The sequence below is a fragment of the Streptomyces sp. NPDC005808 genome (genome assembly GCF_042871385.1).
GTDB lineage: Bacteria > Actinomycetota > Actinomycetes > Streptomycetales > Streptomycetaceae > Streptomyces.
Genome location: NZ_JBIAIK010000003.1, coordinates 519643 through 545603, shown reverse-complemented (window position 1 = coordinate 545603; position 25961 = coordinate 519643). Strand labels below are relative to the sequence as shown.

General features: G+C 71.8%; 36 protein-coding genes. 18 read left to right on the top strand and 18 right to left on the bottom strand.

What is annotated here, in order from left to right:
• Positions 1 to 181: 181 nt before the first annotated feature.
• Positions 182 to 1549 (bottom strand): hypothetical protein, encoded by a 1368-nt coding sequence (locus tag ACFYPC_RS09685; protein ID WP_388673131.1) that lies wholly within the window; start codon positions 1547 to 1549, stop codon positions 182 to 184.
• A gap of 36 nt (positions 1550 to 1585) precedes the next feature.
• Positions 1586 to 1837: a helix-turn-helix transcriptional regulator gene (locus ACFYPC_RS09680; RefSeq protein WP_388673129.1), complete on the bottom strand. Its 252-nt coding sequence runs from the start codon at positions 1835 to 1837 to the stop codon at positions 1586 to 1588.
• Positions 1838 to 2321: 484 nt separating this feature from the next.
• On the opposite strand from ACFYPC_RS09680, the gene ACFYPC_RS09675 reads away from it, so the two are divergent.
• From ACFYPC_RS09675 to ACFYPC_RS09640, 8 genes are all read left to right on the top strand, one after another.
• On the top strand, positions 2322 to 2561 hold the full coding sequence (locus ACFYPC_RS09675) for a hypothetical protein (RefSeq protein WP_388673127.1): 240 nt from the start codon (positions 2322 to 2324) through the stop codon (positions 2559 to 2561).
• A 365-nt stretch (positions 2562 to 2926) separates the two neighbouring features.
• Positions 2927 to 3295: a hypothetical protein gene (locus ACFYPC_RS09670; protein WP_388673125.1), complete on the top strand. Its 369-nt coding sequence runs from the start codon at positions 2927 to 2929 to the stop codon at positions 3293 to 3295.
• Positions 3295 to 3492 (top strand): hypothetical protein, encoded by a 198-nt coding sequence (locus ACFYPC_RS09665; protein WP_388673123.1) that lies wholly within the window; start codon positions 3295 to 3297, stop codon positions 3490 to 3492. The genes ACFYPC_RS09670 and ACFYPC_RS09665 overlap by 1 nt, the downstream gene beginning before the upstream one ends.
• A gap of 54 nt (positions 3493 to 3546) precedes the next feature.
• Positions 3547 to 3900, top strand: a complete 354-nt coding sequence (locus tag ACFYPC_RS09660) for a hypothetical protein (protein ID WP_388673121.1) — start codon at positions 3547 to 3549, stop codon at positions 3898 to 3900.
• Between the two features lie 290 nt (positions 3901 to 4190).
• The gene (locus ACFYPC_RS09655) at positions 4191 to 5153 is read left to right on the top strand and encodes a hypothetical protein (RefSeq protein ID WP_388673119.1); all 963 of its coding nucleotides are present in this window, start codon (positions 4191 to 4193) and stop codon (positions 5151 to 5153) included.
• A gap of 37 nt (positions 5154 to 5190) precedes the next feature.
• Positions 5191 to 5856 carry a hypothetical protein gene (locus tag ACFYPC_RS09650; protein ID WP_388673117.1) on the top strand — a complete coding sequence of 222 codons (666 nt, stop codon included), beginning with the start codon at positions 5191 to 5193 and terminating at the stop codon, positions 5854 to 5856.
• A complete protein-coding gene (locus ACFYPC_RS09645) occupies positions 5853 to 6119 on the top strand; it encodes a hypothetical protein (protein WP_388673115.1) in 267 nt (88 codons plus the stop codon). Before ACFYPC_RS09650 ends, ACFYPC_RS09645 begins: the two co-directional genes overlap by 4 nt.
• Before the next feature lie 131 nt (positions 6120 to 6250).
• Positions 6251 to 6907, top strand: coding sequence for a hypothetical protein (locus tag ACFYPC_RS09640; protein ID WP_388673113.1), 657 nt, complete (start codon positions 6251 to 6253; stop codon positions 6905 to 6907).
• A gap of 31 nt (positions 6908 to 6938) precedes the next feature.
• Here the strand turns inward: ACFYPC_RS09640 and ACFYPC_RS09635 are convergent, their stop codons facing one another.
• From ACFYPC_RS09635 to ACFYPC_RS09620, 4 genes are all read right to left on the bottom strand, one after another.
• The gene (locus ACFYPC_RS09635; protein ID WP_388673111.1) at positions 6939 to 7337 is read right to left on the bottom strand and encodes a hypothetical protein; all 399 of its coding nucleotides are present in this window, start codon (positions 7335 to 7337) and stop codon (positions 6939 to 6941) included.
• 53 nt (positions 7338 to 7390) lie between these two features.
• Positions 7391 to 7666, bottom strand: coding sequence for a hypothetical protein (locus ACFYPC_RS09630; protein ID WP_388673109.1), 276 nt, complete (start codon positions 7664 to 7666; stop codon positions 7391 to 7393).
• A gap of 141 nt (positions 7667 to 7807) precedes the next feature.
• Positions 7808 to 8434: a hypothetical protein gene (locus tag ACFYPC_RS09625; protein ID WP_388673107.1), complete on the bottom strand. Its 627-nt coding sequence runs from the start codon at positions 8432 to 8434 to the stop codon at positions 7808 to 7810.
• A gap of 4 nt (positions 8435 to 8438) precedes the next feature.
• Entirely contained in the window at positions 8439 to 8993 is a 555-nt protein-coding gene (locus tag ACFYPC_RS09620) for a GNAT family N-acetyltransferase (protein ID WP_388673105.1), read from the bottom strand.
• A gap of 172 nt (positions 8994 to 9165) precedes the next feature.
• Here ACFYPC_RS09620 and ACFYPC_RS09615 point away from each other — a divergent pair, with 172 nt between their 5' ends.
• Positions 9166 to 9573: a hypothetical protein gene (locus ACFYPC_RS09615; protein WP_388673103.1), complete on the top strand. Its 408-nt coding sequence runs from the start codon at positions 9166 to 9168 to the stop codon at positions 9571 to 9573.
• Between the two features lie 83 nt (positions 9574 to 9656).
• Here the strand turns inward: ACFYPC_RS09615 and ACFYPC_RS09610 are convergent, their stop codons facing one another.
• Positions 9657 to 10571 carry a recombinase family protein gene (locus tag ACFYPC_RS09610; RefSeq protein ID WP_388673101.1) on the bottom strand — a complete coding sequence of 305 codons (915 nt, stop codon included), beginning with the start codon at positions 10569 to 10571 and terminating at the stop codon, positions 9657 to 9659.
• Between the two features lie 211 nt (positions 10572 to 10782).
• Between ACFYPC_RS09610 and ACFYPC_RS09605 the strand changes: the two genes are divergently transcribed.
• Both ACFYPC_RS09605 and ACFYPC_RS09600 read left to right on the top strand, forming a co-directional pair.
• Entirely contained in the window at positions 10783 to 11694 is a 912-nt protein-coding gene (locus ACFYPC_RS09605; RefSeq protein ID WP_388673099.1) for a DUF5677 domain-containing protein, read from the top strand.
• 65 nt (positions 11695 to 11759) lie between these two features.
• The gene (locus ACFYPC_RS09600) at positions 11760 to 11993 is read left to right on the top strand and encodes a hypothetical protein (protein ID WP_388673097.1); all 234 of its coding nucleotides are present in this window, start codon (positions 11760 to 11762) and stop codon (positions 11991 to 11993) included.
• Between the two features lie 61 nt (positions 11994 to 12054).
• Here the strand turns inward: ACFYPC_RS09600 and ACFYPC_RS09595 are convergent, their stop codons facing one another.
• Together ACFYPC_RS09595 and ACFYPC_RS09590 are read right to left on the bottom strand one after the other, a co-directional pair.
• Positions 12055 to 12606, bottom strand: coding sequence for a GNAT family N-acetyltransferase (locus tag ACFYPC_RS09595; RefSeq protein WP_355397937.1), 552 nt, complete (start codon positions 12604 to 12606; stop codon positions 12055 to 12057).
• Positions 12603 to 13916 carry a Tat pathway signal protein gene (locus ACFYPC_RS09590; RefSeq protein WP_388673094.1) on the bottom strand — a complete coding sequence of 438 codons (1314 nt, stop codon included), beginning with the start codon at positions 13914 to 13916 and terminating at the stop codon, positions 12603 to 12605. The genes ACFYPC_RS09595 and ACFYPC_RS09590 overlap by 4 nt, the downstream gene beginning before the upstream one ends.
• 161 nt (positions 13917 to 14077) lie before the next feature.
• Here ACFYPC_RS09590 and ACFYPC_RS09585 point away from each other — a divergent pair, with 161 nt between their 5' ends.
• The 4 genes from ACFYPC_RS09585 (at position 14078) to ACFYPC_RS09570 (ending at position 18130) form a co-directional block, all read left to right on the top strand.
• Entirely contained in the window at positions 14078 to 14491 is a 414-nt protein-coding gene (locus ACFYPC_RS09585; RefSeq protein ID WP_388673092.1) for an ATP-binding protein, read from the top strand.
• Positions 14492 to 14811: 320 nt separating this feature from the next.
• Positions 14812 to 16074, top strand: coding sequence for a hypothetical protein (locus ACFYPC_RS09580; RefSeq protein ID WP_388673090.1), 1263 nt, complete (start codon positions 14812 to 14814; stop codon positions 16072 to 16074).
• Positions 16071 to 17006: an NAD(P)-binding domain-containing protein gene (locus ACFYPC_RS09575; RefSeq protein WP_388673088.1), complete on the top strand. Its 936-nt coding sequence runs from the start codon at positions 16071 to 16073 to the stop codon at positions 17004 to 17006. The genes ACFYPC_RS09580 and ACFYPC_RS09575 overlap by 4 nt, the downstream gene beginning before the upstream one ends.
• Positions 17003 to 18130: a hypothetical protein gene (locus tag ACFYPC_RS09570; protein ID WP_388673086.1), complete on the top strand. Its 1128-nt coding sequence runs from the start codon at positions 17003 to 17005 to the stop codon at positions 18128 to 18130. Before ACFYPC_RS09575 ends, ACFYPC_RS09570 begins: the two co-directional genes overlap by 4 nt.
• A 102-nt stretch (positions 18131 to 18232) precedes the next feature.
• Here the strand turns inward: ACFYPC_RS09570 and ACFYPC_RS09565 are convergent, their stop codons facing one another.
• Positions 18233 to 18847 carry a hypothetical protein gene (locus ACFYPC_RS09565; RefSeq protein WP_388673084.1) on the bottom strand — a complete coding sequence of 205 codons (615 nt, stop codon included), beginning with the start codon at positions 18845 to 18847 and terminating at the stop codon, positions 18233 to 18235.
• A 243-nt stretch (positions 18848 to 19090) separates the two neighbouring features.
• On the opposite strand from ACFYPC_RS09565, the gene ACFYPC_RS09560 reads away from it, so the two are divergent.
• The 3 genes from ACFYPC_RS09560 to ACFYPC_RS09550 all read left to right on the top strand — a co-directional run bounded on the left by ACFYPC_RS09560 (position 19091) and on the right by ACFYPC_RS09550 (position 21313).
• Positions 19091 to 19474 carry a hypothetical protein gene (locus ACFYPC_RS09560; protein ID WP_388673082.1) on the top strand — a complete coding sequence of 128 codons (384 nt, stop codon included), beginning with the start codon at positions 19091 to 19093 and terminating at the stop codon, positions 19472 to 19474.
• A gap of 112 nt (positions 19475 to 19586) precedes the next feature.
• Positions 19587 to 20765, top strand: a complete 1179-nt coding sequence (locus ACFYPC_RS09555) for a hypothetical protein (RefSeq protein WP_388673080.1) — start codon at positions 19587 to 19589, stop codon at positions 20763 to 20765.
• Entirely contained in the window at positions 20762 to 21313 is a 552-nt protein-coding gene (locus ACFYPC_RS09550; RefSeq protein WP_388673078.1) for a hypothetical protein, read from the top strand. Before ACFYPC_RS09555 ends, ACFYPC_RS09550 begins: the two co-directional genes overlap by 4 nt.
• Positions 21314 to 21517: 204 nt before the next feature.
• Here ACFYPC_RS09550 and ACFYPC_RS09545 read toward each other — a convergent pair whose 3' ends face one another.
• The 8 genes from ACFYPC_RS09545 to ACFYPC_RS09510 all read right to left on the bottom strand — a co-directional run bounded on the left by ACFYPC_RS09545 (position 21518) and on the right by ACFYPC_RS09510 (position 25897).
• Positions 21518 to 21766, bottom strand: a complete 249-nt coding sequence (locus tag ACFYPC_RS09545) for a hypothetical protein (RefSeq protein ID WP_388673076.1) — start codon at positions 21764 to 21766, stop codon at positions 21518 to 21520.
• The gene (locus tag ACFYPC_RS09540) at positions 21763 to 22368 is read right to left on the bottom strand and encodes a hypothetical protein (RefSeq protein ID WP_388673074.1); all 606 of its coding nucleotides are present in this window, start codon (positions 22366 to 22368) and stop codon (positions 21763 to 21765) included. Before ACFYPC_RS09540 ends, ACFYPC_RS09545 begins: the two co-directional genes overlap by 4 nt.
• Positions 22365 to 22952, bottom strand: a complete 588-nt coding sequence (locus ACFYPC_RS09535; RefSeq protein ID WP_388673072.1) for a hypothetical protein — start codon at positions 22950 to 22952, stop codon at positions 22365 to 22367. The genes ACFYPC_RS09540 and ACFYPC_RS09535 overlap by 4 nt, the downstream gene beginning before the upstream one ends.
• Before the next feature lie 14 nt (positions 22953 to 22966).
• Positions 22967 to 23206, bottom strand: a complete 240-nt coding sequence (locus ACFYPC_RS09530; protein ID WP_388673070.1) for a hypothetical protein — start codon at positions 23204 to 23206, stop codon at positions 22967 to 22969.
• A gap of 186 nt (positions 23207 to 23392) precedes the next feature.
• Entirely contained in the window at positions 23393 to 24274 is an 882-nt protein-coding gene (locus tag ACFYPC_RS09525) for a hypothetical protein (protein ID WP_388673068.1), read from the bottom strand.
• Between the two features lie 30 nt (positions 24275 to 24304).
• Positions 24305 to 24757, bottom strand: a complete 453-nt coding sequence (locus tag ACFYPC_RS09520) for a hypothetical protein (protein ID WP_388673066.1) — start codon at positions 24755 to 24757, stop codon at positions 24305 to 24307.
• Positions 24758 to 24767: 10 nt separating this feature from the next.
• Positions 24768 to 25652 carry a hypothetical protein gene (locus tag ACFYPC_RS09515; protein WP_388673064.1) on the bottom strand — a complete coding sequence of 295 codons (885 nt, stop codon included), beginning with the start codon at positions 25650 to 25652 and terminating at the stop codon, positions 24768 to 24770.
• Complete coding sequence (locus ACFYPC_RS09510) at positions 25649 to 25897, bottom strand: hypothetical protein (RefSeq protein ID WP_388673062.1); 249 nt, start codon at positions 25895 to 25897, stop codon at positions 25649 to 25651. The genes ACFYPC_RS09515 and ACFYPC_RS09510 overlap by 4 nt, the downstream gene beginning before the upstream one ends.
• Positions 25898 to 25961 lie beyond the last annotated feature (64 nt).

Below are 25961 nucleotides of genomic sequence, written 5' to 3'. Positions count from 1 at the left end.
ATGTCTCCCGGTAAGTCTTTGTAGCCGCTGACCTGCGGAGCAGCGCCGCGCCACCCTGCCCGGTGCACAACGGGTGCACATCGGCCGGAGCCGTGTGTACCCGCGCGCCGAGGCGGGCGGGGCGCTGATCAACCGTGGTCATGGCGGACACCTTACGCCGTGTGGTGGGTGGGTCACATGGTCATCGCTGCGCGGCGGCGGGCGCAACGCCCCCCGCCGGAGCCTGGAACAGGAGGCCAGCACGAGCCAGCTCCCGCTCCGCCTGCGTCACCAGGGCGGCCTCCGGCACAACGGACGGCGCCGGGAAGCCGTACAGCTCCTCGAACGAGGCGGGCGCGTTCTCCCAGTCCACTTCCATACCCACCCCGTACGTGTCCTCGGTCTCGTGCTGCGTGCCGTGCCGCATCCGTTTCTGAACGTCGCGCACCACCACACCGGAGGCGAACAGCACCGAGTTCATGAAGTGGCGCAGGTCCCGGAAGGTGGCAGCCTCCGGAACCATGACCCCCTTGGCCCGAGCCTTCTCCTTCGCCAGGTTGAACGCCCGGCACAGCCCGTTCTCATGCACTGGGGTCCAGTAGCGGGACAGGGTGACGAGGTGGGCGTACTCCGGGTTGATGGGCGTCAGCCCCCGGCGCTCCCGCTTGCGCAGCGCGGCGGCCGACAGCGGACCCCGCCAACGGGCCATGTGCGCCAGGTACTTGTCCACGAGGAACGACCCGACGGGCAAGACGGCGTAGCTGTGCTTGGTCTTGAGCGGCGCGGCCCGGCCGTCCTGGCGCTGCTCCTCCACCTCCATCACCCCCAGGCGGCACCGCATGTCGCCCGTGCGCACCCCGGCGGCCTCCATGCTCCGCAGACCCTGGAGCGAGCCATACCAGATCAGCATTTCGTACCGGGGGTCGATCTCCTCGGCCAGCGCCACGACGTGCGCCCAGTACAAGCGGACCTTCTGCCTGCGCCCCTGCGGCAGGGGAATGTCCCTCACCTGGTTCCCGGGCATCAGGTGACCGAAGTCGGGATCGTCCAGCGCGGCCGACAGCATCGCCGACAGGGCCTTCTTCACGCTGCTGCGGGTCGAGTCCGGCACCCCGTCAGCCTTCAGCATGACGAAGTACCGCTTGTAGTCGGGCCGCAGCGGCTCCGTGATCGGCCGGTGCCCCAGGTACGGGACCACGTGCCCGCGCAGCCGGTACCCGTAGGTCTCGATCGTGGAGGCGCGCGCCTCGTGCTCCGTCAGGAAGGTCTCCACGTACTCGGTGATGGTCGGCACCGCCAATTTGGCCTTCCGGCCCGCGTACAGGAGCGGCGTGCGCCCCTCCTCCACGGCCGCCTTCATGCTGCGCTGGAACTTGAGGGCGGCTGTCTTCCGACCGTCCGGGAAGCTCTCGCTCTCCTGCTTGCCCTGTTCGTTCCGCCAGCGGGCCAGCCACCGCTTCCCGCGCCCGTGCTCGTCGCTTGCGAACAGGCCGGGGTGGTCGGGGCACTCGTCTTGCCCCGGCTTTGGCCGCTTCAAATGCCAGCGGTCGTAGGGTTCTTCCTTGGCCATCAGTTGGTCCTCCGTACCGTGTTGTGACCCTGGGGGTCAGCGGCTGTTCCCGTCCAAGGCGTCCCGGATCATCTGGAACACCTCGCTCTGCCGGTAGCGGATGCCGCCCCGGTTGGGGAACAGGCGAATGGGCTTCGGCCCTCGCGGCTCGACGTCCCAGGTAGACGCCCAATTCTGGAGGGTCTTCAGCGCGAGGCCGAGGCGTTCCGCTGTTTCCTTCGCGGTCAGCAACGGCTCCGGCGCCTCTTGGGCAGGGCGGACTTTGGGTGTGCGTGGGGTGCGCGGCACCGGTGTTCTCCATGGTGGACATGGCGCCCTGGGCAGGCGGCGCGATCTCTCGCGCTCGTCCGATCAGCCACGGCGCACAGCGGCGCCCGGCCCACGGCCTCGGCGCCTCCAACCCCCGGCCCACTAGCCAAGACAGGGTGAACGTCGCGCCCGGCCAACTTGCCAGCAGCGCCACGGCGCCCGGTGAAGCGCAGCGGACGCGGGCGAGAGCATGGCATACCGGGAAGCCCAGGGAGCTCCCGGGAACCCAGGGTTCCCCCAGGAGAAGCAGCCGGAGGCGGCCATTCGGGCTAGCAGCGCGCACAACAGTGCGTAACCAGCATGACCAATCCGGCTACCCAGTGTGAGACCATCGATACGGCGTCCCCGGGGGCTACGGGGCCGGTCACGGCAGCCCGTTCCGGGACCCGCACGCGGGGCGGGCTGCTCCCCGTCACAGCAGTACGCCGCCACTCCCCAACGTCCCCGACGACGAGGGGCCATCGTGACCGACGACGACCGCACCGACGCGGAGCACCCTGCGCTTGAAGTCGCCCGCCAGTACCGGCGCCAGCGCGAGGAAGCCGCCCGCCAGCAGCCGGTGACACCGTCCGCCCGCCCCGACCCCACACCCATCCTCCAGCGGCTCCGCGCCGCCGTCTCCGCCGGACGCTGGCCCCACCTGGTCGGCAAACTCCCGGACACGGAACGTCACGAAGAGGCGCAAGACCCTAACTCCGAGTGAGATCATGGAGCGTGGGAGGAGCGCCCCGGCGGTGGGGGCGCACCTGCGGTCAGCCCGCCCCGGCCTCTCCTTGCCGGGGCGGGCTGTGGCGTCTCCGGGGTGACGCCAGGCCACCCCGCCTCGCGCTCGACAGGCCCGCCTTTCGCCAGCCTCGACTCCGCACCGTCATACCCTCCGCACGCCTACTGACCAGCCGTGATATAGCCGGAACTCGATATGCAAACTCTGTTTGCAACATGGGTTGAGAACGGCGCTCTGGACTGTGAGGGTGGACCCGTAAACGAGAACGGCGGCCAGGAGCTTAGGACCTCCTGACCGCCACGGGTTCTCCGTCCGCCAGCAGTGACCAACGGAGGTCAGCCAGTATGACGTACTCGCCGCGCCCGCGCCGCTTCCGCAAGATCGCCCAGTATCGCGCCAAGACCCTCGGCCTGATCACCGCCCGCCAGTTCCTCACGAACCAGGGCGTACCCGCCGCCGTGGCCGACCGGTTCGCCGGGGCCTTCTCCCGGGTCGTGAAGAAGCTCGGTGCCGCGCCCACCTCGGCCACGTGGACCAAGCGCAACGGTCGCGCCCGCAAGACCCTGGCCTACAACCCGGCCACCGACCTGGGCGCCCTGCTCGGCGCGTTCCTCACCTACGCCCCCGGTGGGAAGACCAAGGCCGCCCGTGCCGCCGCCCGCGCCGAGTGGGACGGCTACCGGTACGGCCGCCGCACCCTGGCCACCGTCTGATGACCGCCGCGAGCCGCCCGGCCACCCGGGCGGCCTCGTGCGACTGCGGCGCCTGCTGCGAACAGTGCGGCCATGACCCCGGCTGCATGTCGCTGCTGATCACCGCCGCCGAGCACGACGCCGACGACTTCGACGCCGCATTCGCGGACTACCGGCTGGCGCGCGGCCTGGGCCGCCGCTCCGGCCTGGCCATCTGACCCACCCCTTGACCAGCCCCGGCCCGCACAGGCCGGGGCCACGGAGTCACGCCTATGACCGTCATGACCCAACCGCCGCCCGTCCGGCCGGAGCCCCGGACGCAGCAGGCGGCCACCACCGAGTGCACCATCCCTACGCCCATCGTGCTGTGGCTGCTGGCCCGGGAGCCCATGCCGCGCCCCGTGCTGACCGCCCTGTGGAACTCGCCCCAATCCGTGGACAACACCACCACCGTCACCGCCTCGGTGGAGGTGCTGGACTGGCTCAACCTGTACGCCTGCGCGCTCACCGAAGAACACATCTGCGACCGGACCGCAGCCGAGGCCCGGTACGGCTTCTCGGTCTACGCCGTGGACGTACTCCGGGAGGAAACCCACTGGGCGCGGGTCGAGTTGATCGGCCCCTGACCCTTCGGCGGCTCCGCTCGGTTACGCCGGCCGTTACCGAGCGGAGCCGCCGCGGCCGTCTCTTGGCCGTGCGACCATCACCGTGGCGCGCTTGTCCGGTCCCTGCGACGGCACCGGGTGCGCCACCCCGGCGGTGGGACCAACGGCAAGCCGCCGGGGCCGCACCCCCGTAGCTGCCTGGCGCGGCGCGGCCCCCCACCGGGCCGCAGGCGACCCCGGGGCCGCGTCCACGGCCCTGACGCCGGGCGGCGCGTCAATGTCCTTATCAAGGCACTGTCTAGCCTGCCGTTATGGCACGTACGGACCGCTGCCGCTCACTGGCTGAACTCGGCGCCCTGACGGACAGGTTGGCCCCCGGGGCGAGCCCGTCTGTGGTGACGGCCGACCGGTGGGTCTTCGGTGAACTCTCCCGCGCCGTGCGGCATGACCTGCTCGGCAAGGACTGCTGCCGCTCCCTGCCGGACGGACTGCTGAGCCGGGCGAACGTCGCCGCCTACCTGGCCGCCGCCGAACAGGACGACCTCCGGGCACGTCCCCGGCGTGCGACCGTAGCCCACCCGGAGAACTCCACCAACGTCCGCCGCCGCGTGCTGCGCCGCTTCGCGAAGGCCCTGGGAACCGAGCTGGAGCTACCGTCCCCGCCCCCGGTCCGGGTCATCGCCCCGGTGACCGCCCGCCAACAGGCACGCCTCCAGTCCCACGTCTCCGGCTGGGCATCCTTGCTGCCGCCCCAGTACGCGCGCCGCGCCGTGTACGTCCGCCTGGCGGCCATCGTCGGCATCGTCGTGGACACCGGCGCCCGCTCCGGGGAACTCGTCGCCATGACCGTCGGCGACCTCGCCCCCGACCTCACGACCGCCACCATCACCCGCCGCCCGCAAGGCGGTTGGCCCGGGGAGGTGGAGGAGCTATCCCTGTCGGGGAGCACCAGGAAGACCGTGGCCGCCTGGCTGGAGCTGCGCGGTCAGTTGGTCGGCTCCCTGTCCGGGGCACCGCCGCGCGCCCTCTGGGTCTCTGTGCGCAACGGAGGACGAGGTGGCCTTGCCGGACTGCCCATTGGCGCCAAGACGCTGCGCTGGCAGTACGCCAGCGCCGTGGCTCAGCTCAACGCCGACATGAAGGCCCAGGGGGTCGTGGGCTGGGTCGATCTCCCGCGCACCCTGGAGCGTCTCCGGCATGTCGATAAGGGCTTTCGCGCACCGGAGGTGCCCCGGGTAGGGCAACCGCCCAGCTCCGCAGCGACGGCCGCATAGCCACCCCCTCAGACCGTCCCGGAAAGGACCCCAGACGGTGGCGAAGATCAAGCCCTTCCCCGCGCATCACGACTTCGGTACGCACCCCTGGAAACGCCAACCAGGGGAATCCGAGAGCCAACACACGTGGTTCCGCCGCTACCTGTCCATGCCGCTCCCGCGCTCCATCCGGCGCCTGGCCGAACAGCACCAGGTCAGCGAAGACCACCTGTACGCCGTCTCGTCCGCGCGTCACTGGGCAGACCGCGCCTGGGCCTGGGACATGTCCGAACAGACCCAGTGGGACCGGGAGGTGCTGCTACGGCAGCGCCGCCGCCACGCCGATCTCACCGAGGCCGCTACCCACCTGACCGCGCGGTGCCTCGCCCGCGCCCACACGGTGGTGGACCAGCTCGAACCGGACAAGGCCGTAGCCCGAGCGTTCGACGGCGCGCGCACCGTGCACGCCATGACCAGCCCGAGAGGCCCGGCCGTCCAGATCACCAACCAGGCCACGGCGACAGCCAATGCGGCAGCCGCCACCCTCGTGCTGCCCGTACCCGCCACCGAGCAGGAACGCGCCGAGCAGTTCAACGCCCTCACCGTCGAACTCTTCCGCCGCGCCGGTATCACCCAGGCCGACGCCGAGAACGCCGCCCGCCACGTAGGCGCGGAGGACGTCCTAGACCTCCCCGAATTCCCCACCGGCTTGGAGACGCCGTGACCCCCACCTCATGCCTGGCCGCCGTCGAACTGGTCCGCGCACAAGCCCGCGCCCTGACCGCCCTGGAAGGAGGCGACCCCTACCCGTGCGCCGAGATCGCGGACCACATCGCCGAACTGGCCCGCCACCCGGACCAGGTGGTGGAGATGGCCACGGCCTTGTCCACCCTCGTCGTATCGGTGCTCCACGCCTGCACCACCGACGCCGACGCCCGGGAGGCGCTGCTGGACCAGTGGGCGCTCCACCTCATGACCACCCCGTAGAACCGCGAGCAGCAGGCAACCGCGGCGGCTCCTGTACGTAGCCGCCGGCCTTCCGCTCCGTAGCTGAGGAAGGAACCCGTACCCCCATGCTCACCTGGCCCCCGCCGGGGAAGTGGTTCACTGACCCCCGTTTGTCCAGCCCCACGTCTGTCACGGTGGACACCGCCGGGCGCGTCGCCGGGCACTTGGCCGTCTTCGGCCGCTGCCACCACGGCCTGCGCCACGGCGCGGAAGACCTCTGCCTGATGGCGCCCCGCTCCCCGCACGGCTTCCCCTACTTCAACGCCCGCCAGGTCATCACCACCGGCGGCATGGTGCGGGCCGGGGTCATCACCCTGGACACCAGCGAGAACCCCGACCCCGCCCAGGCTCTGGCGCGCATGGTCTCCCACTGGGACAACACCAACACCCAGGCCGCCGCCGTCTGTGCCGGGCAGGACGAACACGGCGTGTGGGTGGCCGGTGCGCTCCTGCCGGACCTGGACCGCGACCGGTGCGCACGCATGGAGCTGGCGCGCTTCGCGGGCATCTGGCAGCAGCATGACGGCCGCATGGAGCTGGCGGGGGCCATGGCGCTGGACGGCCGCGCCACGGTGGCCGCCCGGCTGGTGAACCCCCTGAACCTTTCCCGAACCCTGGTGGCCGCCGGGGCGCTGCCTGCTCCGGCCGCTACGGGCCGTGTGCTGAGCGCGGCGGCCCTGGCCCTGCGAACCCGCCAGGCGCGCGCACACGCCCGGGTGGAGCGCGCCCGCGCCCGCGTCAAGGCCGCAACCCCAACCGCCCGGTGACGGCCGCCCTGCGGGCGCCAGGGCAGCCCGGTTACAGCTCCGCGTGCGTCAGGAAGAGTTCAAGTTCGGCGTCCTTCACGAGACGCACCCCCTGCGGGTGCTGGTTGGCCAGGGCCGCAAGCGGAACTGGGGCGCGGTACAGAGCCCGCGTTGCCTCCAGGTTGAGCACGGCCGGGAACCTCCACGGGTACTCAGCGTCCCCCGTCACCTCGTAGGGCACGCCCTCGACCTCGGCAACGGCGGCCACTTCCTTCACGGGGGTGGCGAAGTAGATCCAGATGCGATCCCCCGGGGCCATGTGGCGTCGCCGTGCCAGCCACCACTCCCTGCGGGGAGCGGTCTTGGCCAGCTCCAGCACCCGGTCCTTGCTGGAGTGGTCACCGTCCATGGTCGTGTCCGTGGGGTCCACGATGAACAGCCAGTCGCGCATGTGCGCCTTCCCTCCCGGTCAACCTTGCCCGCGCGGAGACGGCCGCCGCACGGTCACGCCGTCTCGCTTGCGACCGGAGGGAGTCCGGCCACGCAGCCGGGGCACCATCCGCCACTCTCCCGCCACAGGCGTTCCTCGTTCTGCGTGGACAGCGCCTTGGCGTGCCGGTGCAGCGTGCACGCCAGGGCGTAGGTGCTCTCTTCCCTGCGGATGACCTGGGCGTTGTCCTCGGGGTGGTCGTAGACGAGATCCCATCCCGGGATCACGGACGGGCCGATGGCATCGACGCGGCGGCGTCCGTCGCTGCTGACGTGGGTGGTGCGCTCCATGCGGTTGGTCTCCTCCGTGGTGTCCCTCCCCGGCTTCCGGCGTCGCCTGGCGCCCCGGGGCGAACGGCGTGCGTCGGAAGGGTGAATGTACCCCTGGGCCGTAATCGCCAACTGCCGCCCGCTGGCGGGCACACCACCCGGCTACGAGTGTCCGCCCTGGGTCTGGGCGCGTTGCTCCCGGCGGTACTCGGCCTCGGCCTGGGCGGTGGCCTCGTGCTCCTCCCGCTTCAACTCCAGGGACTCCACGGCGTCGCTGTAGGCGTCGTTCGGCTCCGGCATCGGCTCCTCCCGCTGCCACGCGCCGACGCATGCCACGGCGTGGGCGAGGACGCCCCGCAGCACCCAGGCCCGGGATCGGGCGCCGCCCCGGTAGGCGTACTCCAAGCCGGACTGCCAGCCGTCCAGCAGGTCCAGGGTCTGGTACAGGCGTGCACGTAGGGCCTCGTCACGGATGACGCCAACGGCGACGCGCGCCGGGGCGGTGAGGTCTTCCAGCTCCTGGTCCCACGTCTCCCGGGCGGCGGTGAACGCGGCGGACTCCTCGGCGTCCAGCCCGCGCTCACGGGCGCCGGGCACGTCGCGGACGTGCCGCTGGAGCTTGCCGAAGGTGTCCGCCAGCGTCGCCACGGCGGTGTCCTGCTTGGCCTCTAGCCGGGCCTGGCGGGCGTCCTCCAGCGCCTTCACCTGAGCCCGGTGGGTGCCGAAGTACGACAGGCCCGCACCCACCAGGGCGCCGACGAGTCCGGAAACGGGAGAGAGCCAGTCCACAGCGTCAACCCTTCTTGATCTGCTTGTAGAAGAAGAAGGCGGGCTGTTCGGCGGTCGGGAGCACCCACGACCTGCCCAGCAAGTCGGGCAGCGGCTGGCCGTCCGGGAGAACGGTGAAACCGTGCCGGGTGTAGAACTCGCGGAGCCGGGTGGTCTCCAGGTCCCGGGTGGCGTTGCCGAACCAGATGCGTACGCCCCGCCCCCTCAGCCGGTCCTCCATCGCGCGGACCAGCTCGCCCCCGATACCCCGCCCCCGGAAGGCTGGGGCCACGGCCATCAGGTCCAGTTCGCTGTGCCGGTCCATGACGGGCGCGTACTCCGGTCGCCTCATCATCGTCATGGAGATGGCCACCTGTGACCGGCATGTGAGGGTGGCGCCCGCGAGTTGGCCGGTCTCGGGGTCGTGGTAGCGCAGCACCAGTGGCGCGTACAGGTGGTCGTGCTCCACCTTCGGAATGGCGTTCGGGGCGATGTCGTGGAACGCCCCCTCGAACAGCGCCTGCACCTCTGCCCGTTGGGCGTCAGTCGTTGCCTCGGAAATGCCCATTTCGGTCCTCATGCGGCCAACCGTAGGACACGCGGCCTTGCCAACGGCGGTACTCGGTCCCGTGATACGCGCCTGGGGTCGGGTCGTCCGGTTCCGGTGCGTAGTGCCGGCCGTTCCGCTCGGTAGCCGCGAGCCGGGCGGATCCGTAATGGACAGCTCAGGGAAGCCCAGTAGCCTTGAACGGGTGCATGTTGCCTCTGGTTTGTATCGGCGGTTCTGCCGCCTTCCCTCCGCGCTCCAGGGACTCCTCTGGGCTGTCCTCTTCCTGACCCTCCTCAGCTCGGGGTGGGCGCTGTGGAACGGAGGCACAAGCGGTCAGACGGGTGCGTCAGACGGAAAGGGCTCACCGAGCGTCTACGACCACGGTTACTCGATCACGAAGACCGTGCTGGCCAACAACCAGATCACCCTTCAGATTCCGGGCTTGGGACCCGGGACTGTCCAGGACACCCTTCTCAAGAACTGCCAGAGCATCGCGCAGCGGATCATGGCGGGGGGAAAGGCGCCCACAGGCTTCCACTCGTCGCCCGAGGAGTGGTACCACGGCTGCACCGATTACCTGGCCGAGTGGTTCGCCAAGCGGGACCAGTAGCAGCCAGCCCGGGGAGGGGGAGAGGCCCACTCTGCCGGAGGAAGAGGTGGGCTGCTCCATGTGGCACCTACGCGGTCAGGGGCTTACTCAGTAGGCGACCCGGCCTCTGCCTCGGCGTCTCCCCTGGGACGGAGCACGGGGGCCAGCGCGCGGTACACCGTTGCCCGGGAAGGGTGCTGCCCGGCCCGCTTACCGGTGGGGATGATCAGCTTGCGTCGGATGTCGTCTACGGGGACGTGCCGCGCGTACAGGTCCCGCGCCATGGCCACGAGGTCGGCGTCCAGGGCCTCCGGTCGCCCGCCGTGCCGTCCGCGCTCACGGGCGGACGCCTGGCCCTCCAGGGTCTTGTCCCGGATGTAGTCGCGCTCCGACTCGGCCATGCCCGCGAAGAACGCGAACAGGGCCGCGCCGTGGCCGCTCGGGTCGTGGACGCCCTGGAGAGGGCCGGACAGCAACTCCAGGTAAATGTCCTGCTGGCGCAACTGCTCTGCGGTGTTGACCAGTTCGAGAGTTCCGCGCCCAAGTCGCTTGAGCTCGTGTACGACGAAGTGGACCCGCACCTGGGGAGTGGTCCGCTTGACCATCGCGGCCAGGTCCAGCGCCCTGGTGAACTCCGGCCGGACCTTGATACGGGTACTGATCTTCTCCTCAAAGATCGGGTCGCACCCGGCGTCGCTGAGCGCGTCGAGCTGGGACTGTAGTTCCTGGGTTGCGGTGGAGCACCGGGCGTAGCCGATGCGCGCGATGCCCTCCGTGACGACCTCGGCCACGGAGACGGGGGCCACGGCCGGACCGGGCGCCCAGGCGCGTCCGGGGCTGCGGTCTGCCGGGGTCTTCACCTTCAACTCCGCGCGGAGCTGTGGGACGGCCATGTGGCGCGGTGAGTGGTACTGCGGGGAGACCTTCCCGCCACGCGTGCGGCAGGGGCTTCCCGGCGGGGCCTGGCAGGTCGGGCACTCGTGCCGCTCGACCAGGGCGGCCGGATCGCTAACTGTCATGTCTCATAAGCTAAATGGGCGGGGTGTTTCGACACAACCTTTTGAGACGGTGAATTGAGACAGGGAACGTGCGGCCAAACCGGACACCCCACCCTCACCTTCCGCGCGTCTCAGAACTGGTCATTTCTGAGACACCCTCCGGCTGACCCCCTGCTGAAACGAGCTCGGAAAACCGGCTGCCCCTCGCCCCGTAGGCCATTAGGGTGCGGCAATGGCTACCAGCGAGGAGCATGACGCGGTGCGTGGCGCCGCCCGAGGTGGCACCCCTGAGTGGGCAAAGATCACGCCGGACATCAGGATGCAGCCGCTGTTCGACGTGGTAAGCCAGGTCATCACTGCCGCAGGTCAAGCTGTGGGGACGATGGCCGAGACCAAGGATCATCTTGTCCGCAGCGATGGATACATCCTCACGCGCGGCATCAAGAGCTTGAAGGCAGCCCGACTCTTGGTCAGTGCAGGCCACTGGGAACATGCCACCGCAGTAGCACGCCAACTGTTCGAGCTCCTCGTGAACATCGAGCACTTCGGGGCGTTCGCCACCCGCGAAGAAGCTCAGCAGCTCTACAACGGGTTCGGCTTGTTGCAGTTCTTTCTTGGGGAGCTTCGAAGAATCGAGTTTGAAAAGGAGAAGGGGCGCGCTGCGGACACCCGGTGGGAGCTGAGCGTCAGGGACTACCTGGACAACCACTGCGCAGAGTTCAAGCTTCCACCGCGCGCCGATGGCGCGACGCGATGGCGGACAAGCTGGAGCGGGAAGACCACTCGTGCACTGGCAGAGTCATCTCCCAACGCCATGCGGGTGACGCAGTACGAGCTGTTGTTCTCGGCATGGTCGGAGCAGACGCATGCAACGCCCGGAGTATTCGCAAGTGACCTCTTCCTCCAGTACGAAGAAGAAGTGATCGCTGAGGCGTTCGCGGAAATCGACGGAGTATCGCTTGAGCTGCTTCCTCCGATCTCCGGTGTGGCTCGCCGGGAGGCGCACACGCTGAGCATGGCGATCGCACTCTTTATGCAGTTGTGGGAGCAGCTTCCTCATGTGCCCCAGCCAGATCCGGAACACGTCAGGAAGTGGCTTGACGGCATAAAGGCGTTCGCCGGAGACAGAGGTCTTCCGATGTAGGCGCTATCGACTGCCCGGAACGAATCCGAGGCACTGAGGCCCAGTTCCCCGGCATCCTGGGCTTCATGACCGTGACGTACCCGCGCCGCACCTGTCCCGTGTGCCAGCGGCCCATAGCCATCCCGAACGGCAAGTTCGCCCGTCATGACCCCGAGTGGCGCGCACCGGGCTGGCCGCTGGTCTCCTGCACCGGCTCGATGCGCCTGGCCCCGCTGGGCGGGGAACAGCCGGTGCTGTTCGACCCCGAGGACCAGGCCGCGCCCGTCGTCGCACAGCTCGGCTTGTTCGGGGACGGCTGACCCGCGCAGCAACTCCGCTCCGTTCCGCCGGCCGTTACCGAGCGGAGCCGCCGCGGGTTGCTTAGGTCAGGGTGCGCACCATCGTGGCGTAGACCGGGGCGTCGGGGAACGGCTGCTGATCCCCGACGTTGCGGTAACCCCAGCTCTCATACAGCGCCTTGACCTTCGGGTGGGTCGGCTCCACCAGGAGCGTCACCCGCTCCTCGGAGCGCCCGGCCAGCAACTCCTCATGGATGCGCCGGGACAAGCCGGTGCCGCGCCAGGGCTGGCGCACCATCAGCTCGAACAAGGCCAGGGTGCGGTTCCCGTCCTCCACCGCCTCCTCCTCCGGCAGCGGCTGAAGCATGCCCGCCCACCAGGCCGAGCCCTTGGGAAGCGTGGAGGCGAAGGCGTACCCGGCGGCCTCGCCCCCGTCGTACGCCACAACGGCTTCCCACCCGGACCGGGAGGCGTAGCCCTCCAGCCGTTGGTCAAACCGTTCCACGGAGAAGAACGGGTCAGAGAGCTGGTCGGCGTACACCTCGGCGTAAAGCGAGACCAGGGTGGGCCTGATGTCGGGGAACTGGTCGTGGCTGTACCGGATGAGTTCCACGGTGTCGGCTGGCGCGGTCACTGGGTGTCTCCTTCGGATGGTTGGGTCAAGCGGGCTCGGGCGCGTTCGTTCCATTCGCGGGTGATCGCGGCGCCTGGCGCCTTCATGTTCAAGGCGGAGGTGAAGGTGCCCAGGAGGCGGGGGACGCGACCGGTGGGCACAGTGCCGGACGGCGGCATCACAGCGGCGGCGGTTATGGTCGCCTGCTCCAAATCGCCCTGCTTTAGCTGCGCTAGGGCGGCCTGGGCGGTGTAGTAGGCCCGGTTTCGGTGCTGGTCGTCGCGGAGGGCGGCCAGGCACTGGTGGGCGTAGTACTCGGCATCGGCGGCGCGGCCCAGCCGGTAGTGGGTGATGCCGGTCAGTCCGTGGAGTTCCCCGAGGGTGTAGAAGCCCATCGAGGCGGGCCGGAGCTGGGCGAGGTCGGCGCGGCCGAAGGTGGAGGCGGCTCGGTCCAGGGCTCGCAGGGCTCTCGTACGGTCGCCCGCGCTGGCGGTCGCCAGTGCCAGGCGGGCGCTGCTGAGCGACGCGTACAGGGGGTCTCTGCGGTGTGCGGCTGTGACCATGGCGGCCTCGGCTGCGGCGATGGCGTCCGCGTGACGGCCGCGCTGGTCGGCGAGCATGGCCGCATACCGCCATGTCTGGTGCTGGACTTGGCCGTCTCCGGAGAGCCCGGCGAGGGTGACGGCCTGCTCCATGTAGCGCTGGGCGTCATCGAGGCGGCCGGAGTCGACGGCGGCCCACATGGCGGTGGCGGTGAAGGTGGCGGCCAGGGCGTACAGGCGGCCTCTCACACGACCTGTGGCGCTCCCGTTCTGCTGGAGTCCCAGCGTGCGCCGTACCTCCTCGTTGGCCTGCTCCTCCAGGTCGGGGCCACCGCCGTTCTGGTCGTCCTGCTCGTACAGCCCGGCGAGCCTGTCTCGCAGGCGCTGCACGTCGGCGAGGCCCACGGTAGGGCGCGCGGTGGTTCGCGGCGTGGCGGCGGCGTTGGGTGCAGTGACCGCCAGGGCGGTACCGGTGGTGGCGGTTATGAAGGCGCGGCGGCGCACAGGGTCCTCCGGTGGTGCTGGGGTGGGCGCCGGTTGACGTCCTCGGGGGACGAATCCCAGTCGGGTGGCAGACAGCCCAGTGACGTTCTCCAGGGCCAGGCGCTGACGGTCCTGGGGCCATCGGTTCTCACCTGATAACCAGCGGAACACGGTGCGTTCGGAGACATTCCCTCGTCTCCCCGTGAGCTGGTCCATGGCGTCGTTGACCAGCTCGGCCAGTTCAACGGCCGTCACCTGCTGATGGTCCATCCAGTCCGCGAGGTCCTGGTTTTTGCTCCGCGCCATGGGATCACGGTAGGGGTGGCGCGCACACCCCAGAAAGTAAAGGGGTGGTCAATTCGTCAGGGTCAGTGCGAGCACGCGGGCGGTGTTCGTCATGCACGCGGCCCCCTGGTGGCCGGTTAGTTGGTGCACACGGAACGCGAGCACCCCCGAGGGACGCGACGATGACCATGACGGCTGCATCCGTAGGACCACAGCGCTACCAGGAGCGTTACCCGGCACGGCCGGAGGCCGCGACCCAGGCGCGCCGGGACATAGCGCTGGCCCTGGAAACCTGGGGCCTTCCGCACCTGTCCTTCGCTGCTGAGCAGATCGTCACTGAGTTGGTCGCCAACGCCGTGGAGCACACCGACGCCGCCACGGTCGGCGCTTCCATCACCCGCACCGGTGAGGGGTCCGCGCGGATCGTCGTCACGGACACCTCCCGCACGAGACCCACCCCGGTCGTTCCGCCCGCCGATGCCGAGCACGGGCGTGGCCTCCTCCTCGTCGACGCGCTCGCCGACGACTGGGGCAGCGAGTTGGTGCACGGCGGGAAACGGATGTGGGCTGAGCTGCGCACGGACGCGAAGCCATGAGCGGGCAGCCGGTGGGGAGCCTGCCGGACGTGGCCCGGCTCCGACCCCGGCAGCAGATGGCCATGGACTGCGCCCGCTGCGGCCATCCCCTGGGAGCGGGCGGCCAGGTCTGGGGCGACACGCGACACCGGGGCCACCTGTTCCGCCTGTGGGTGTGCGCGCCCAACTGCCAGCCCCGCCCACCCAGTAGCGCGCCCTGAGCTGCCGCCCCGGCCCCGGTGACTGGACAGCCCGCAGCCGGGGCGGCCTGGGCCGCCTCCCTCCCCGCGTCCCCCGTCGGGGAGGGAGGCACCCCGCCCTCCGCTCCCGGAGCGCGCACCGTGTACGGACAGCAAGCCAAGCCCGAGGAGGCGTTCGTGACCATCGCCGTTCCTACCGCTCCACCCCTGCGCGAGCTGCTGACCCGGCCCAGCGTCGGGGAGGTCTTCGTGCACACCGCCGCCCAGATCCACCGGGCCGCCGCCGACCTGTGGCCCGGCGTGCCGGTGTGCCTGGAGCAGCACGTGCCCAGCGTCACCAGCTACGTGCACCGCGCCCGGGTCGGGGAGCGCACCCTGTACGCGAAGGTGTCCGTCCTGGGCGTCTCCCTGGTGTCCCTGCTGCGCGGCGCGTGCGGCAACTGGCCCAACGTCGCCCAGGCGCAACGCGAGTACGAGCAGCGCGCGGACGGCTTGGTGGAACGGGAGGCCGTCCAGCTCCGGCTCCTGGCCGGCATGGAGCAGCCCCGGGTGTGCGCGCTGGCCGGGACGAGCCGGGGCGTCCTGTTCACTGAGCCGGTGACCGGCCCGACCCTGGGGGAGCTGCTGCTGGCGCACCCCGGGGACACGGCCGAGCTGCTGGCGGTGCCGCTCGCGGAGCTGCGCCCGCTGCACCGCCCGGAGCTGGTGCGCCGCCTGGAGCCCGGCGGGGTGATCGGGGAACGCAGCATCGCGGGCACGTTCCTGCGGAAGTTCAACGGCCTGTCCGGGACGGTGTACGTGGACCGCCTGGGCGCCGAGCGCTGCACCCCAGGCCAGCGCCAGGAGGTGGTGGAGCTGCTGCGCAGCGCCGTGGCGCGGCTGCACCGGCTGCGTATGCGCCTGGCCCCGGTCACGCGCACCACGCTGGCGTACGGGGACCTCAAGCCGGAGCACGTGGTGTTCCCGGACGGCCCCGAGGCGCGGCCGGTGCTGCTGGACCCCGGGCTGTTACGGGCCGGGCCGACCGTGGACGCGGCCAAGCTGCTCAGCCGGACCGTGCTGTTCCTGGCCGCACGGCAGCCGGACGCGGCCACCGCCCGCCAGGTGGTGGAGGGGCTGGGCGTGTTCGGGCAGGCGCGGGCGCTGCGGCTGTCCCGCCAGGCGCGGCGGGTGTGGCTGCGGGAGCTGTTGACGCTGTGGCTGATGGACACCATCAACATCCTGACCACGTACCTGTCCGCGCCCTCCGCGCTGCCGCTGCCCGCCCAGGGGCTGGCCCTGGTGGAGCGCGCCGTGGCGGTGTGCACGCTGGTGGAGGCGGTGAGTGCCGACCTGGCGACCGGCGCGGACGTACGCGGCGTGTGGGACCGCGCGCTGGACCACGCCCTGGCGGTGGCCTCATGACCTCGCCCGCGCCCCCGGTGTCGGCGGTCGGCGTCATCGGGGCCGGAGCGGTCGGGCAGGCCGTGGCCGGGGCGCTGGTGGCCTCCGGGCTGTGCGCCCGGCTGCTGGTCGCCTCTCGTACGCCCGAGCAGACGGCCGCCCTGGTGGCCGACCTGGACGACATGCGGGCGTCGGTCGGCTCCCCGGTGCGCCCGGTCGTCGCGTCCGTGGCCGAGCTGGTGGACTGCCGGGCTGTGGTGGTGGCGGTGCGCGCCCGGTTCACCAACTCCCACGCCACGGACGTGCGTATGGGCGGCGCGCAGGCCAACGCGCCCGTGGTCCAGGCCCTGGGCGCGGTGCTGCGCGGCTACTCCGGCACGGTGCTGATGGTCACCAACCCGGTGGACGTGATGGCCCGGCTGTTCGCTGACGCTTCGGGCTGCGCCCGGGTGTTCGGCGTCGGCTCCAACCTGGACAGCGCCCGGTACCGCCTCACGCTGGCCCGCCTGCTGGACGTGCCGCTGGGCGCGGTGGACGGCCATGTGATCGGGGAGCACGGGGACGCCGCCGTGGTGTGCGCCTCGGCCACCCGCGTCAACGGCCATCCCCTGCCCGTCCCCCTCCAGCAGGTACGCGACGAGCTGACCAGCCGCCCCGGACGGATCAACGCCGGGATAGGCCGCACCCGCTCCGGACCGGCCGGAGCGGTCGTCACCGCGCTGCGCCTGGCGCTCGGCGTGGAGGACGGGCTGGTGGAGTTGTCCGCGCCGTACCGGGACGGGTGGCTGGGAATTCCGTTGCGGTTCACCGCCGGGCGTCCCCTACCGTGCCTGCCTGCCCTGGACGACTCCGAGGCCCGCCAGCTCGACGCCGCCCACACCAAACTCCGCGCCGCCTACCGGGCGTTGCGCGGCACCCCATCCAGTCCGCTTTCGACAGTGAGGACCCCGTGACCACCTACGCCACCCGTCTGGAGGCCGCCGACGCGGCCGTCTCCGTGCTCTCCTCCACCCAGGCCGTCACCGATTGGTCCCGCCGCTACTTCGGGCCGTGGTGGAACGCCACCGACACAGCCCCGGAGAGCGTGTGTGCGGCCCCGCTGGTCGTGGCCGACGTGGACGCCCCGCAGTACGCGGACGCCGCCCTGGCCGTGACCCAGGCCCCGCACACGAGCACCACCTACGCCAAGGCCCACACCCTGGTGGCCCGGGACGACGCGGAGGGCATCATCACGGCCGTCTCCCCGGAGGAGGGCCTGGCGTACCGCTCGGAGACCGCCACCGGGCGGCTGACCATCGTGGGGTGCGACACCGAGCCGGTGGCCACCGCCGCCGCCCGCCTGGCGCGGGAGGCCATGCGCGGCGTGCTGCTGCGCTCCGGCTGGTCCGTGCTGCACGCCTCCGCCGTCGCCCTGGACGGCCGGGTGATCCTCACGTTCGGGTCCAAGGGGGCGGGCAAGACCACCAGCGCCGTGGCGCTGGCCGCCCGCCACGGGTGGGAGCTGCTGGCCAACGACCGCGTGTTCGTTCGCGTCAACGACGCCGGGGGCGTGGACGTGCTGCCGTGGCCCTCGGCCGCCGCCCTGGGCCTGGGGCTGCTGGACGCCCTGGGCTGGTTCGACGTGGCCCGGGAGCGGCTGGAGGCCGGGGAGTCCCTGCACCCCACCCAGCACCAGCGGGTGACGGACGCGCTGCTGGTCGGGCAGCGCGAACCGCTGTGGGACGGGAAGCGGGAGCTGAAAGCGCAGGTGTTCCCCGACCAGTTCCCCGGCTGGTTCGGGTTGGACCTGGCGACCGGCGGGCAGGCCGCCGCGCTGCTGTTCCCCCGGATCGAGCCGGGCGCAACCCCGGCCGTGGCCGAGGGCGGGCGGCAGCTCGATGACGGGGACTTCATGAGCGGGGAGACCGAGGACCGGTACCCCGACGTGTTCGAGCTGGCCCGCGTGGACGGTGGCGGCACCGCCGACGCGCGCCAGGCGGTTGCGGAGCTCCTGGCCGAACTGCCCCACCACTCGGTGGTCCTGGGCCACGACCTGGCCGCGAACGCGGACTTCCTGATGAAGGTCGCCGCCGGATAGCCCGGGGAGCCCGAACCGCGGCGGCTCCTGTGCGTAGCCGCCGGCCTAACGGAGCGGAACCACGGCCCACCCCCACCACCGGGAGGGGTGGGGGTGGTGTTCTCAGCGGCCGGTCAGTTCCTCGGCCGCGCGCTGCCCGGCGGCGGTGATGAACTCCCGGGCCGCGCGCTTCCATGCCTTCTGCCGGTCGTTCGCGGTCACACCCTCCATGGCCTTGGACTCGGCCTTGGCGGTGGCCACCACGGTCACCAGCTCGGCCTCCGTGGCGGCCAGCCACTGGCGCACGGTGCGCTCCCAGGCGGCCGGTCCGGTGGTCGTGACGGTGAAGGCGTCGTTCCCGGTCTTGTGGCGGTTCTTCACCGACGTGGTCATGTACTCGCCGCCCAGGGCCTGGATGATCCCGATGACCGCTTCCCGGCGCTGCTTGCCGAACTGGTCGCGGTTGCCCACCGTCACGGAGAAGTCCACGGCCTCGTCCTTCTCCTCGGCCGGTGCGGCGGGCTCGGCGGCCACCGGCTCCTCCGGCGTCTCGGTGACGGTGGAGGTCTTGCAGAAGGTGGTGGCGTACCCGTGCTCGGCCGCGTACGCCTGGGCCTGGTCCACGGTGGTCACGTCGGCAATCACCTTGCCGTTGACGCGGGAGCAGGCGCACCCGGTGTGGATGTAGACCTTGGTGCCGGTGGAGGTCTTGCGGGCGGCAGCGCGGGTGCTGGTCATGGGGTGGTCTCCCTCGTGTGTGGTGCGGGGCCGTGCTCCCCGCTGACACCACGACAGTCACAGAGCCGAACCCGCCCGCGCTCCGCCCGAGCCACGATGCGAGACCCACGGCAAAGCGCGGGAGCCACGACGGGCGCCAGCGTGCCGCACCCCAGGTCACCGGCTTGTCCTGATATGCGACAATGGGCGTCGGTGCCGCTCCGTAGGGGAGCAACGGGCACCTTCACCTTGTAGGGAGGACACATGGCGCTCAGCCGTATCGCCGCGCAATTCGCGGCGGAGATCAATCAGCACGACTGGTCCGATGCCCCGTACCGGGCTGACCGGGCAGGGCACGCTCGGGCGATCGACCGCACCAACAGCCCTCAGCTGGAGCCCCGGGAGATCGAGGTTCTCAAGATGAACGTTGCCTGGGTGACCGGGCAGGTGTTGGCGTTCAACGATCCGAACTTCAACGAGCACGAATTCTTCGAAGCGTGCGGCCTCAACCCCCGCACCACCCGTGGCGAGCTCAGCGGCTGGGTGACAAACGGGCTGCGGTTCGAGCACGCGCCGGACGGCTCGCGCCGGTACCAGATCCCTGGGACCTACGAGCACGAGGGCACCGTGCCGACGACCAGTTCCTGACGCACAGTAAGTGCCCCCGGTCCCCGGTACGCCCGGAGCCGGGGGCACGCCCGTGATCACAGGTGCACACAATCCGTAACATGCGACTACGGACAGTGTCAGACTGATGGTTATGAGGAACCAGGCCCGCACCGGACAGACCGACCCGCTTCCGGCCCACGCGGTGGCGTGCGGCGGCTGCGGCGGTCCGGCCCACACCGGCGACCGCATCCGCCCCGGCCACGGCCCGGCGTTCCTGCGGTGGCGGATCTGCGCCCAGTGCTCCACGGTCAGCACGCGCGGCCGGGCGCTGCTGGCCGCCGTACGCCAGCACGCAGGCCATCGGGCAGCGTCGGCCGTGGAGCAGGCCGGAGTGGAGGAGGTGGCCCGGCTCGTCCGGCTGGCCACCGTGTACTACCTGGACGGCACCAACGCCCGCCCGACCGACCACCCGCGCCCGCCCTGGTCCCACCTGGCGGGTGCTGCCGCCTCCGCGCAGGTCGCCGCCGCCCGGCTGCGGGTGGACCGGCTCCGGCAGTCCCTGGGCGTACCCCATCCCTCCGGGCTGCCGTGCCGGGTGTGCGGCACCGTGCGCGACCAGCCGCAGCCGCTGGCAAAGCCGGTGGAGCGCGGGGACGGTTGGGGCCGCCTGGTGGAGGCCCGCCGCGATCCGACCACCGCCGAGCTGGTGGCCGCGCACGAGCGGCAGCACGCCGCCGACGCGGCCCCGGTCGTCGGGTGGACCGAGGCCGGGTTCCCGTCCCTGCCGGTGTGTGGGCCGTGCGCCACGGTGGAACGGGCCGCGCGCCGCGCTGACCTGCTGTTCGGCATCACCAACTACCGGGAGCAGGTGGCGGCGTTCCACTGCTGGGCGGCGTACGGGCACGAGGGCGACAAGCCCCGGGCGGGCATGGTCCGGCTAACCGGCTGGCACCCGGCGGCCGACCACGAGGGCTACCGCAGCGGCCCCGGCTGGAGCGGACCGTGGGCGCACCTGGGCAGCGAGCAAGAGCGCGAGGAGGCCCGCCGGGTCATCCGCGCGTACACAGGCCGGGACACGGACGAGGAGGCCCGCCAGCGGACCGTGGACGCCTACCTGGCCCGCCGGGACGCCGACGACGCAGCGGCCCGCCTGGAGGCCACCAGGACGCGCCAGGACGCCGCACAGCGCGTCGCAGCCACCCGAGCCGCCGAACGCATCCGGCGCCTGGAGGACGGCCTGGAGCGCGAACGGCACGACCGCGCGGCCGGGGACGGGGAACTGGTCGGCCTGGTCAGTGACATGACGCGGATGGCCGGGGCGCGGCGGTGAACCGGCGGCCCCTGCTCGCCGTACCCTCGGCCGCCGAGATGACGCAGGTGATCCAGGAGGCCGGGGAGTACCGCACCAGGGCGGAGACGGCGGAGCGCGAAGTGGGCCGCCTACAAAGGGAGCTGGAGGCCGCCCAGGGACGCCTACGGGAGCGGGAGCGCGTGCTGGCCGTGGACCGGGAGGCGCTGCGCCGGGCAACCGAGGAGGCCGCCGCGCTGCGCCAGGACGTGGAACAGCGGTGCACGCAGACCGCCGAGGAGGAACGCCGGAGCCTGGCCGAGGAACTGGAGGGCTGGGCGCGGCGGTACGAGGCCGACACCGGGGAGCTGCGCCAGGAGCTGGCCGCCGCCCGGGAGGAGGTGCGCGCGGCCGTGGAGCTGGCGGCGACCGAGGAGGCCGCGCGGATCGCGGCGGAGACCACCACGGCCACGGCCCAGGAGACGGCGCGCAGGTGCGAGGAGGAGCGCCTGGCGCTCGTGACGGCCGACGCGGCGGCGGAGCTGGGCGTGGGTCCTGCGGTGCTGCGACGCCACCAGCGCCGCCACTGACCGGAGATGGGAAGGGCCGCCCTGTCCGAGAACGGGACGGCCCCAGCACTAGCCAGGTGCTTCCTGGTCCAGCGTATCGAGCGGATGGCTACGGAGCGGAAGGCCGGCGGCTCCACTGTGTAGCCGCCGCGGTTCCCCTTGGACCAGACGGCGGCGCCCCGCCCCCGGGTGGTCCGGATGGCGGGGCGCTGCGGCGGCTCGGGGTCAGCTCGGGTCCGGTGGCACGGCCACGGTGAGGTAGGCCCGGATGCCGTCCCCGTCGCGGCAGGGCCGGTAGCGGACGGGACCGGCGGCCGTACCGGCGGCGTCCTGGAGCGCGGCCACCAGGCGGCGAACCGTGGCGTCATGCCCGATCAGCCGTACCTCCACCGGGCCGCCCGTATCGCCCTGGGGTGCGGGGGCGGGCTGGCGCGCGGGGGTCTGGCCGCGCCGCCGGGGCTGGGGGCGGGTCACCGGGCGCTCACCGCCTCGCCCTGCACCGTGGCGACCATCGGCCCGGCGTGCGCGTTGATCTGCTCCACCAGCAGGCGGACGGCCTGCTTCGCGTCCTCGACCAGGCCCCGGCCGCGCGTGTCCATCGGCGTGTACAGCCGACCGGCCAGCGGGGCGGACACCTCGGCCGTGATGAGCACGGCCGGGCGGTCGCTGTCGGGCGCGGCCAGCCCGTCGTACCGCTCGTCATGTTCGAGGTGGTAGCGGTACGGCTCCCAGTCCCGCCAGGCAAAGGGCAGTCGGGACTTCAGGGCGCTGTGGTGCAGCAGGACGCCGACGCGGGCGACGAGGCCCGGACCGTCGTCTGCGGGCGCCAGGCGGACGTGGCCGAGGTCGGGGCGGGTGCGGACGTAGCCGGGGCTCATCACGGGCGCGGTGGCCACGTCCCACACGGCCATGGCGAACTCCTCCGCCGACAGTGGGGTGTCCGGCTCGTCGTACTCGTGGAAGCGGTCCAGGTGCTGGTCCAGGTAGGCGGCCAGCCGGGAGTGGCCGTCCGAGGCGCGGGCGCGGTCGTACGGGTCATCGGTGCGCACCAGGGTGCTGGGGGTCCAGGTGTTCATGCGTCGGCTCCCGGCATGGTGGCGGTCCAGCGGGGCAGCGGGCTCAACTGCCCGCGCAGGTGGCCTTGGGCGGCCTCGCACGCGGCGCGGGGGCCGACCAGCACCACCTCCACGGTGCGGCCGTGGTCCCAGCGGAGGGCGTCCTGGGCGGCGTGCCAGGGACACGCGGGGTCGTGCTCGTCGCACCAGGGGTCGTAGACGACGACGCGGAGGCGCAGGGTGGGCGAGTCGCAGGCGTCGGGGCCGCCGTGACGGCAGCCGCCGCGCTCGGCCTGGCGGGCGGTGCGCACCAGGGCGTTGGCCCGGTCCCCGAGCGGGTGGGCGTACTGGGTGGAGCGCAGCAGCTCCAGGTGGGTGGCGGCGGCCTCGGCGTCGGAGACGGCCGGGGTCTTGGTGCCGGTCATCCGGTCCAGGGCGGCGCGGAGTTCGGCCAGCAGCTCCCGGGCCTGGTCGCTGTCGTGGTCGGCAGGCTCGGGGAGCCGGTGCGCGAGGTGGGAGGCCAGGGCGCGGACTTCCCGGTGGGTGGGGTCGTCCGGCCAGGTGGTCAGTACGTAGGTGTCCGGGTTCGGGCTGGTGCGGGGCACTCGTTTCTCCGATTTCAGGTGATGGTGTCCCAGACCCAGTAGAGAAATGCCAGGGCGAACAGCACGCCGACGAAGAGGAGTTGCCGGGGATTGCTGGCGACTCGTTCCGCATTGTTGGAGGTGAAACGCTCCCGGGCGGGTGCGCCTCCGTTGTGTGCGTTGTCGTGGTGCTGGAAGCGGGCGGTTTCTGCGTCGGCGCGTTCGGTCCACGTGGTGCGGTGGTCGCAGTCGTCGCATTCGTAGCGCCAGGCCATCCGGCCCTCCCCGGTGAGCTGTCGAGTTCCCGGGGGTGACGGTAGCCGTGGGGTGGTCACCCCGAGCAGCAGGCGCCCGCTTTGTCCTGGTAGGTCTGGTAGGTAGGAGGTAGCTGGTAGGGGGACGGGGGGTGTCCCGGGGCGGGGGAGGGGAGCGGGCGGTGCCGCTCCCCTGCGCGCAGCCGGTCAGGCCACCCCCGCCCGCCCCTCGTCCGGGGGGTGGTTCTTGACCAGAGAGAGGGTGGGCGAGAGGGGTTGAGTGGGGGTCAGATCCGGCACCAAATGGGCGGGCAATCGGGGTGCTCTGCCGAGGGAATTGGAGAGGTCTTCCAGGTGGACCCCGGGCTGGTTTTTCTTCTCCCCGTCGACCTTGAAATACATCTGGTCGCGGACCGGAATTCCGATGCTGCGGAGCATGTCCCGGAACCGCTTTTCGTCCCAGTCATCCAGTGCTCCCCCGGACTGGAATTCCGCGAGGAGATCCACCGTGCGGACACCCCGGGCTGCTGCCTGGTACCAGGCGGCGGCCACGGCGTGCTCCACCCGTTCCCAGATCAGGGCGACCCGGCGGGCGCGCTCGGTCTCCAGGTCGCCGGGGCCGGGCTCGTCCTCGCCCTCCTCCCCCGACGTTTCATGATCGTTTTCGAGGGTGTCGTCCTCGTCCGGCTCCCCCTCCTCGGCCGTGGACCACCGGGCCAGGAAGCGCCGCCAGCGCCCGGCGCCCTGGGCGTCCTCGTCGTCGGCCTCCTGCGCCTGGCGCTCGGCGGGCAGGTCCCCCCGGCGCGCGGCCAGCACCACGCACCCGAGGAACCACACCCCGCCGTACACGCACCACAGCCAGGAGCGCCCGCTGGTCAGGTACACCAGGACGTACCCGAGGACGCACAGGGCGAGCAGTCGGGCGGACAGCTCACCGCCGCTCTCCTCGGCCTGCTGGCCGTCCTTGCCCTTCTTGGCCGCCGCCTTCTGTCGCCGCCGCTCCGCGTGGAGCCACGACGACAGGGCGGCGGTCATCACCCGGGTGGAGCGCCACAACATGCCCGGCACCTGGCCCACTCCGGCGAACACCGCGCCAACTTCCCGCCACACGCCCATGGGTCATGCCCCCAGCAGGCCGAACGGGATGGTCAGGATGGACACGATGGCGTGCCAGATCGACCCGTCGGCCGCGTCGAACGCGCCGCCGAGCATGAGCCCCAGCAGCGCCCCGGAGACGGGCACGATGCGCGCGAACAGGGACAGCACGATCAGCAGCAGGCACACCGCCCCCAGGCCCGGGGCGCCGAGCCCCGGGGTCTCCGCGATGCCCTGGGGGATGGACTGAAAGGCGGTGCCGATGTCGTGGAACGGGGCGCCGGAGCGCAGGAACGCCAGCTCGGTCAACATGCCCACGAGCTGCGCGGGTCCGGAAGCCAGCTTCTTCTTCCCCTTGCCGACGACGCCCAGGACCAGCATGGTCCCGGTCAGCAGGGCCAGGCCGGTGGCAGAGATGGGGCCGACCGCTTGGGACAGGTCTCCGGCGGCCAGGGTGACGGCGGTGGTGTGTGACATGGAAAGTTCCCTATGAGGTGTAGAGGCAGACGGCGATGACGGCGGAGGCGACGGGGACCCGGACCAGGCACCAGTGAGTGATCCGGCAGAGCGTGGGGACGGCCTGGACGAAGCGCAGGACGATCCCGGCCGCCATGCCGCCGCCGACAGCGGCGCCCACGACGGCCAGGCCGCCGAGGACCAGCGGCGTGGAGGAGCTGGTGCTGGAGGTGGCGGCGTCGTGCATCCAGGAGAGGACCAGTTGCGGCAGGCCCAGGTCCCAGCGGTAGCTCAGGAGCCCGGGGCCGTAGGCGCCGCAGGCTGCCGCTGCGCCGTTGGTCAGGACGAACCGCTGGCGCGCGTCGCGTCGCGCCCACCAGTCGAACAGGGCTTCGCGGGACGGCTGCTGACGCGGCCGGGGGACGTTCCGGGCCGGGCTGGTCCGGGGTGCGGTGGGCCGCTCCCTCTCCTCGGCGTCCGGCTCTCCGTCCGCCTGGGCGTCCTCGTCGGCGGCGGTCTCGTCCGTGTCGTCCTTGGAGAGGGCGCGGCGCAGGCGCGCGAGCCGTGACGGCGGTTCCGCCTCCTCCTGCGGGCCGTCCTCCTCGTCCTCCGCGTCGTCCTGGTCGGCCGGGCGGTCCTCGTCGTCAGCGGCGCTCCCGGCGGTGACGCCCTTGGCCACCAGGTCCCGCAGCTTGCCCAGGCGAGACGGGGCCTCCGGCGCCTCCTCCCCCTCGGGTGCGGCGTCCTGGCCGTCCGTGTCCGGCTCGGGGAGTTCACGGCCGTGCTCCGGCGGGTCGGACGGCGTGCGCCACCAGTCCCGGCGCAGCACGCGGGTGCGGGTGTGCACGTCGGGCGCGTAGTCCGGGGGCGGCGAGGTGTCGGCCGGGAGCTGCGGCTGGCTGTCGGTGTTGCTCACGCGGGGCACCCCCCGGTGGGCTCACCGAGCAGGGCCAGGAGCTGGGCGTGGGCGTCCTGCTCGTCCTGGTCCAGGCCGCCGGCCTGCTCCGCTGCGGAGCGGGACGGCTCCGCGCTGTCGGTGGGCGGTTGGGAGAGGTTGGCCCGGGTGGGCAGTATCACCACGCATTCGGTGGTGGCGGCGCGAGCACGGCGGCGTGGCCACCAGTGCAGACACGCCCAGGTAAGGCGGTGCAGCAAGTCCATGACGGACGGCTCTCCTTGAGGGGCGCGGCGGCGTGGGAGGCCGCCGCGCGTCGAACGGTGGTCG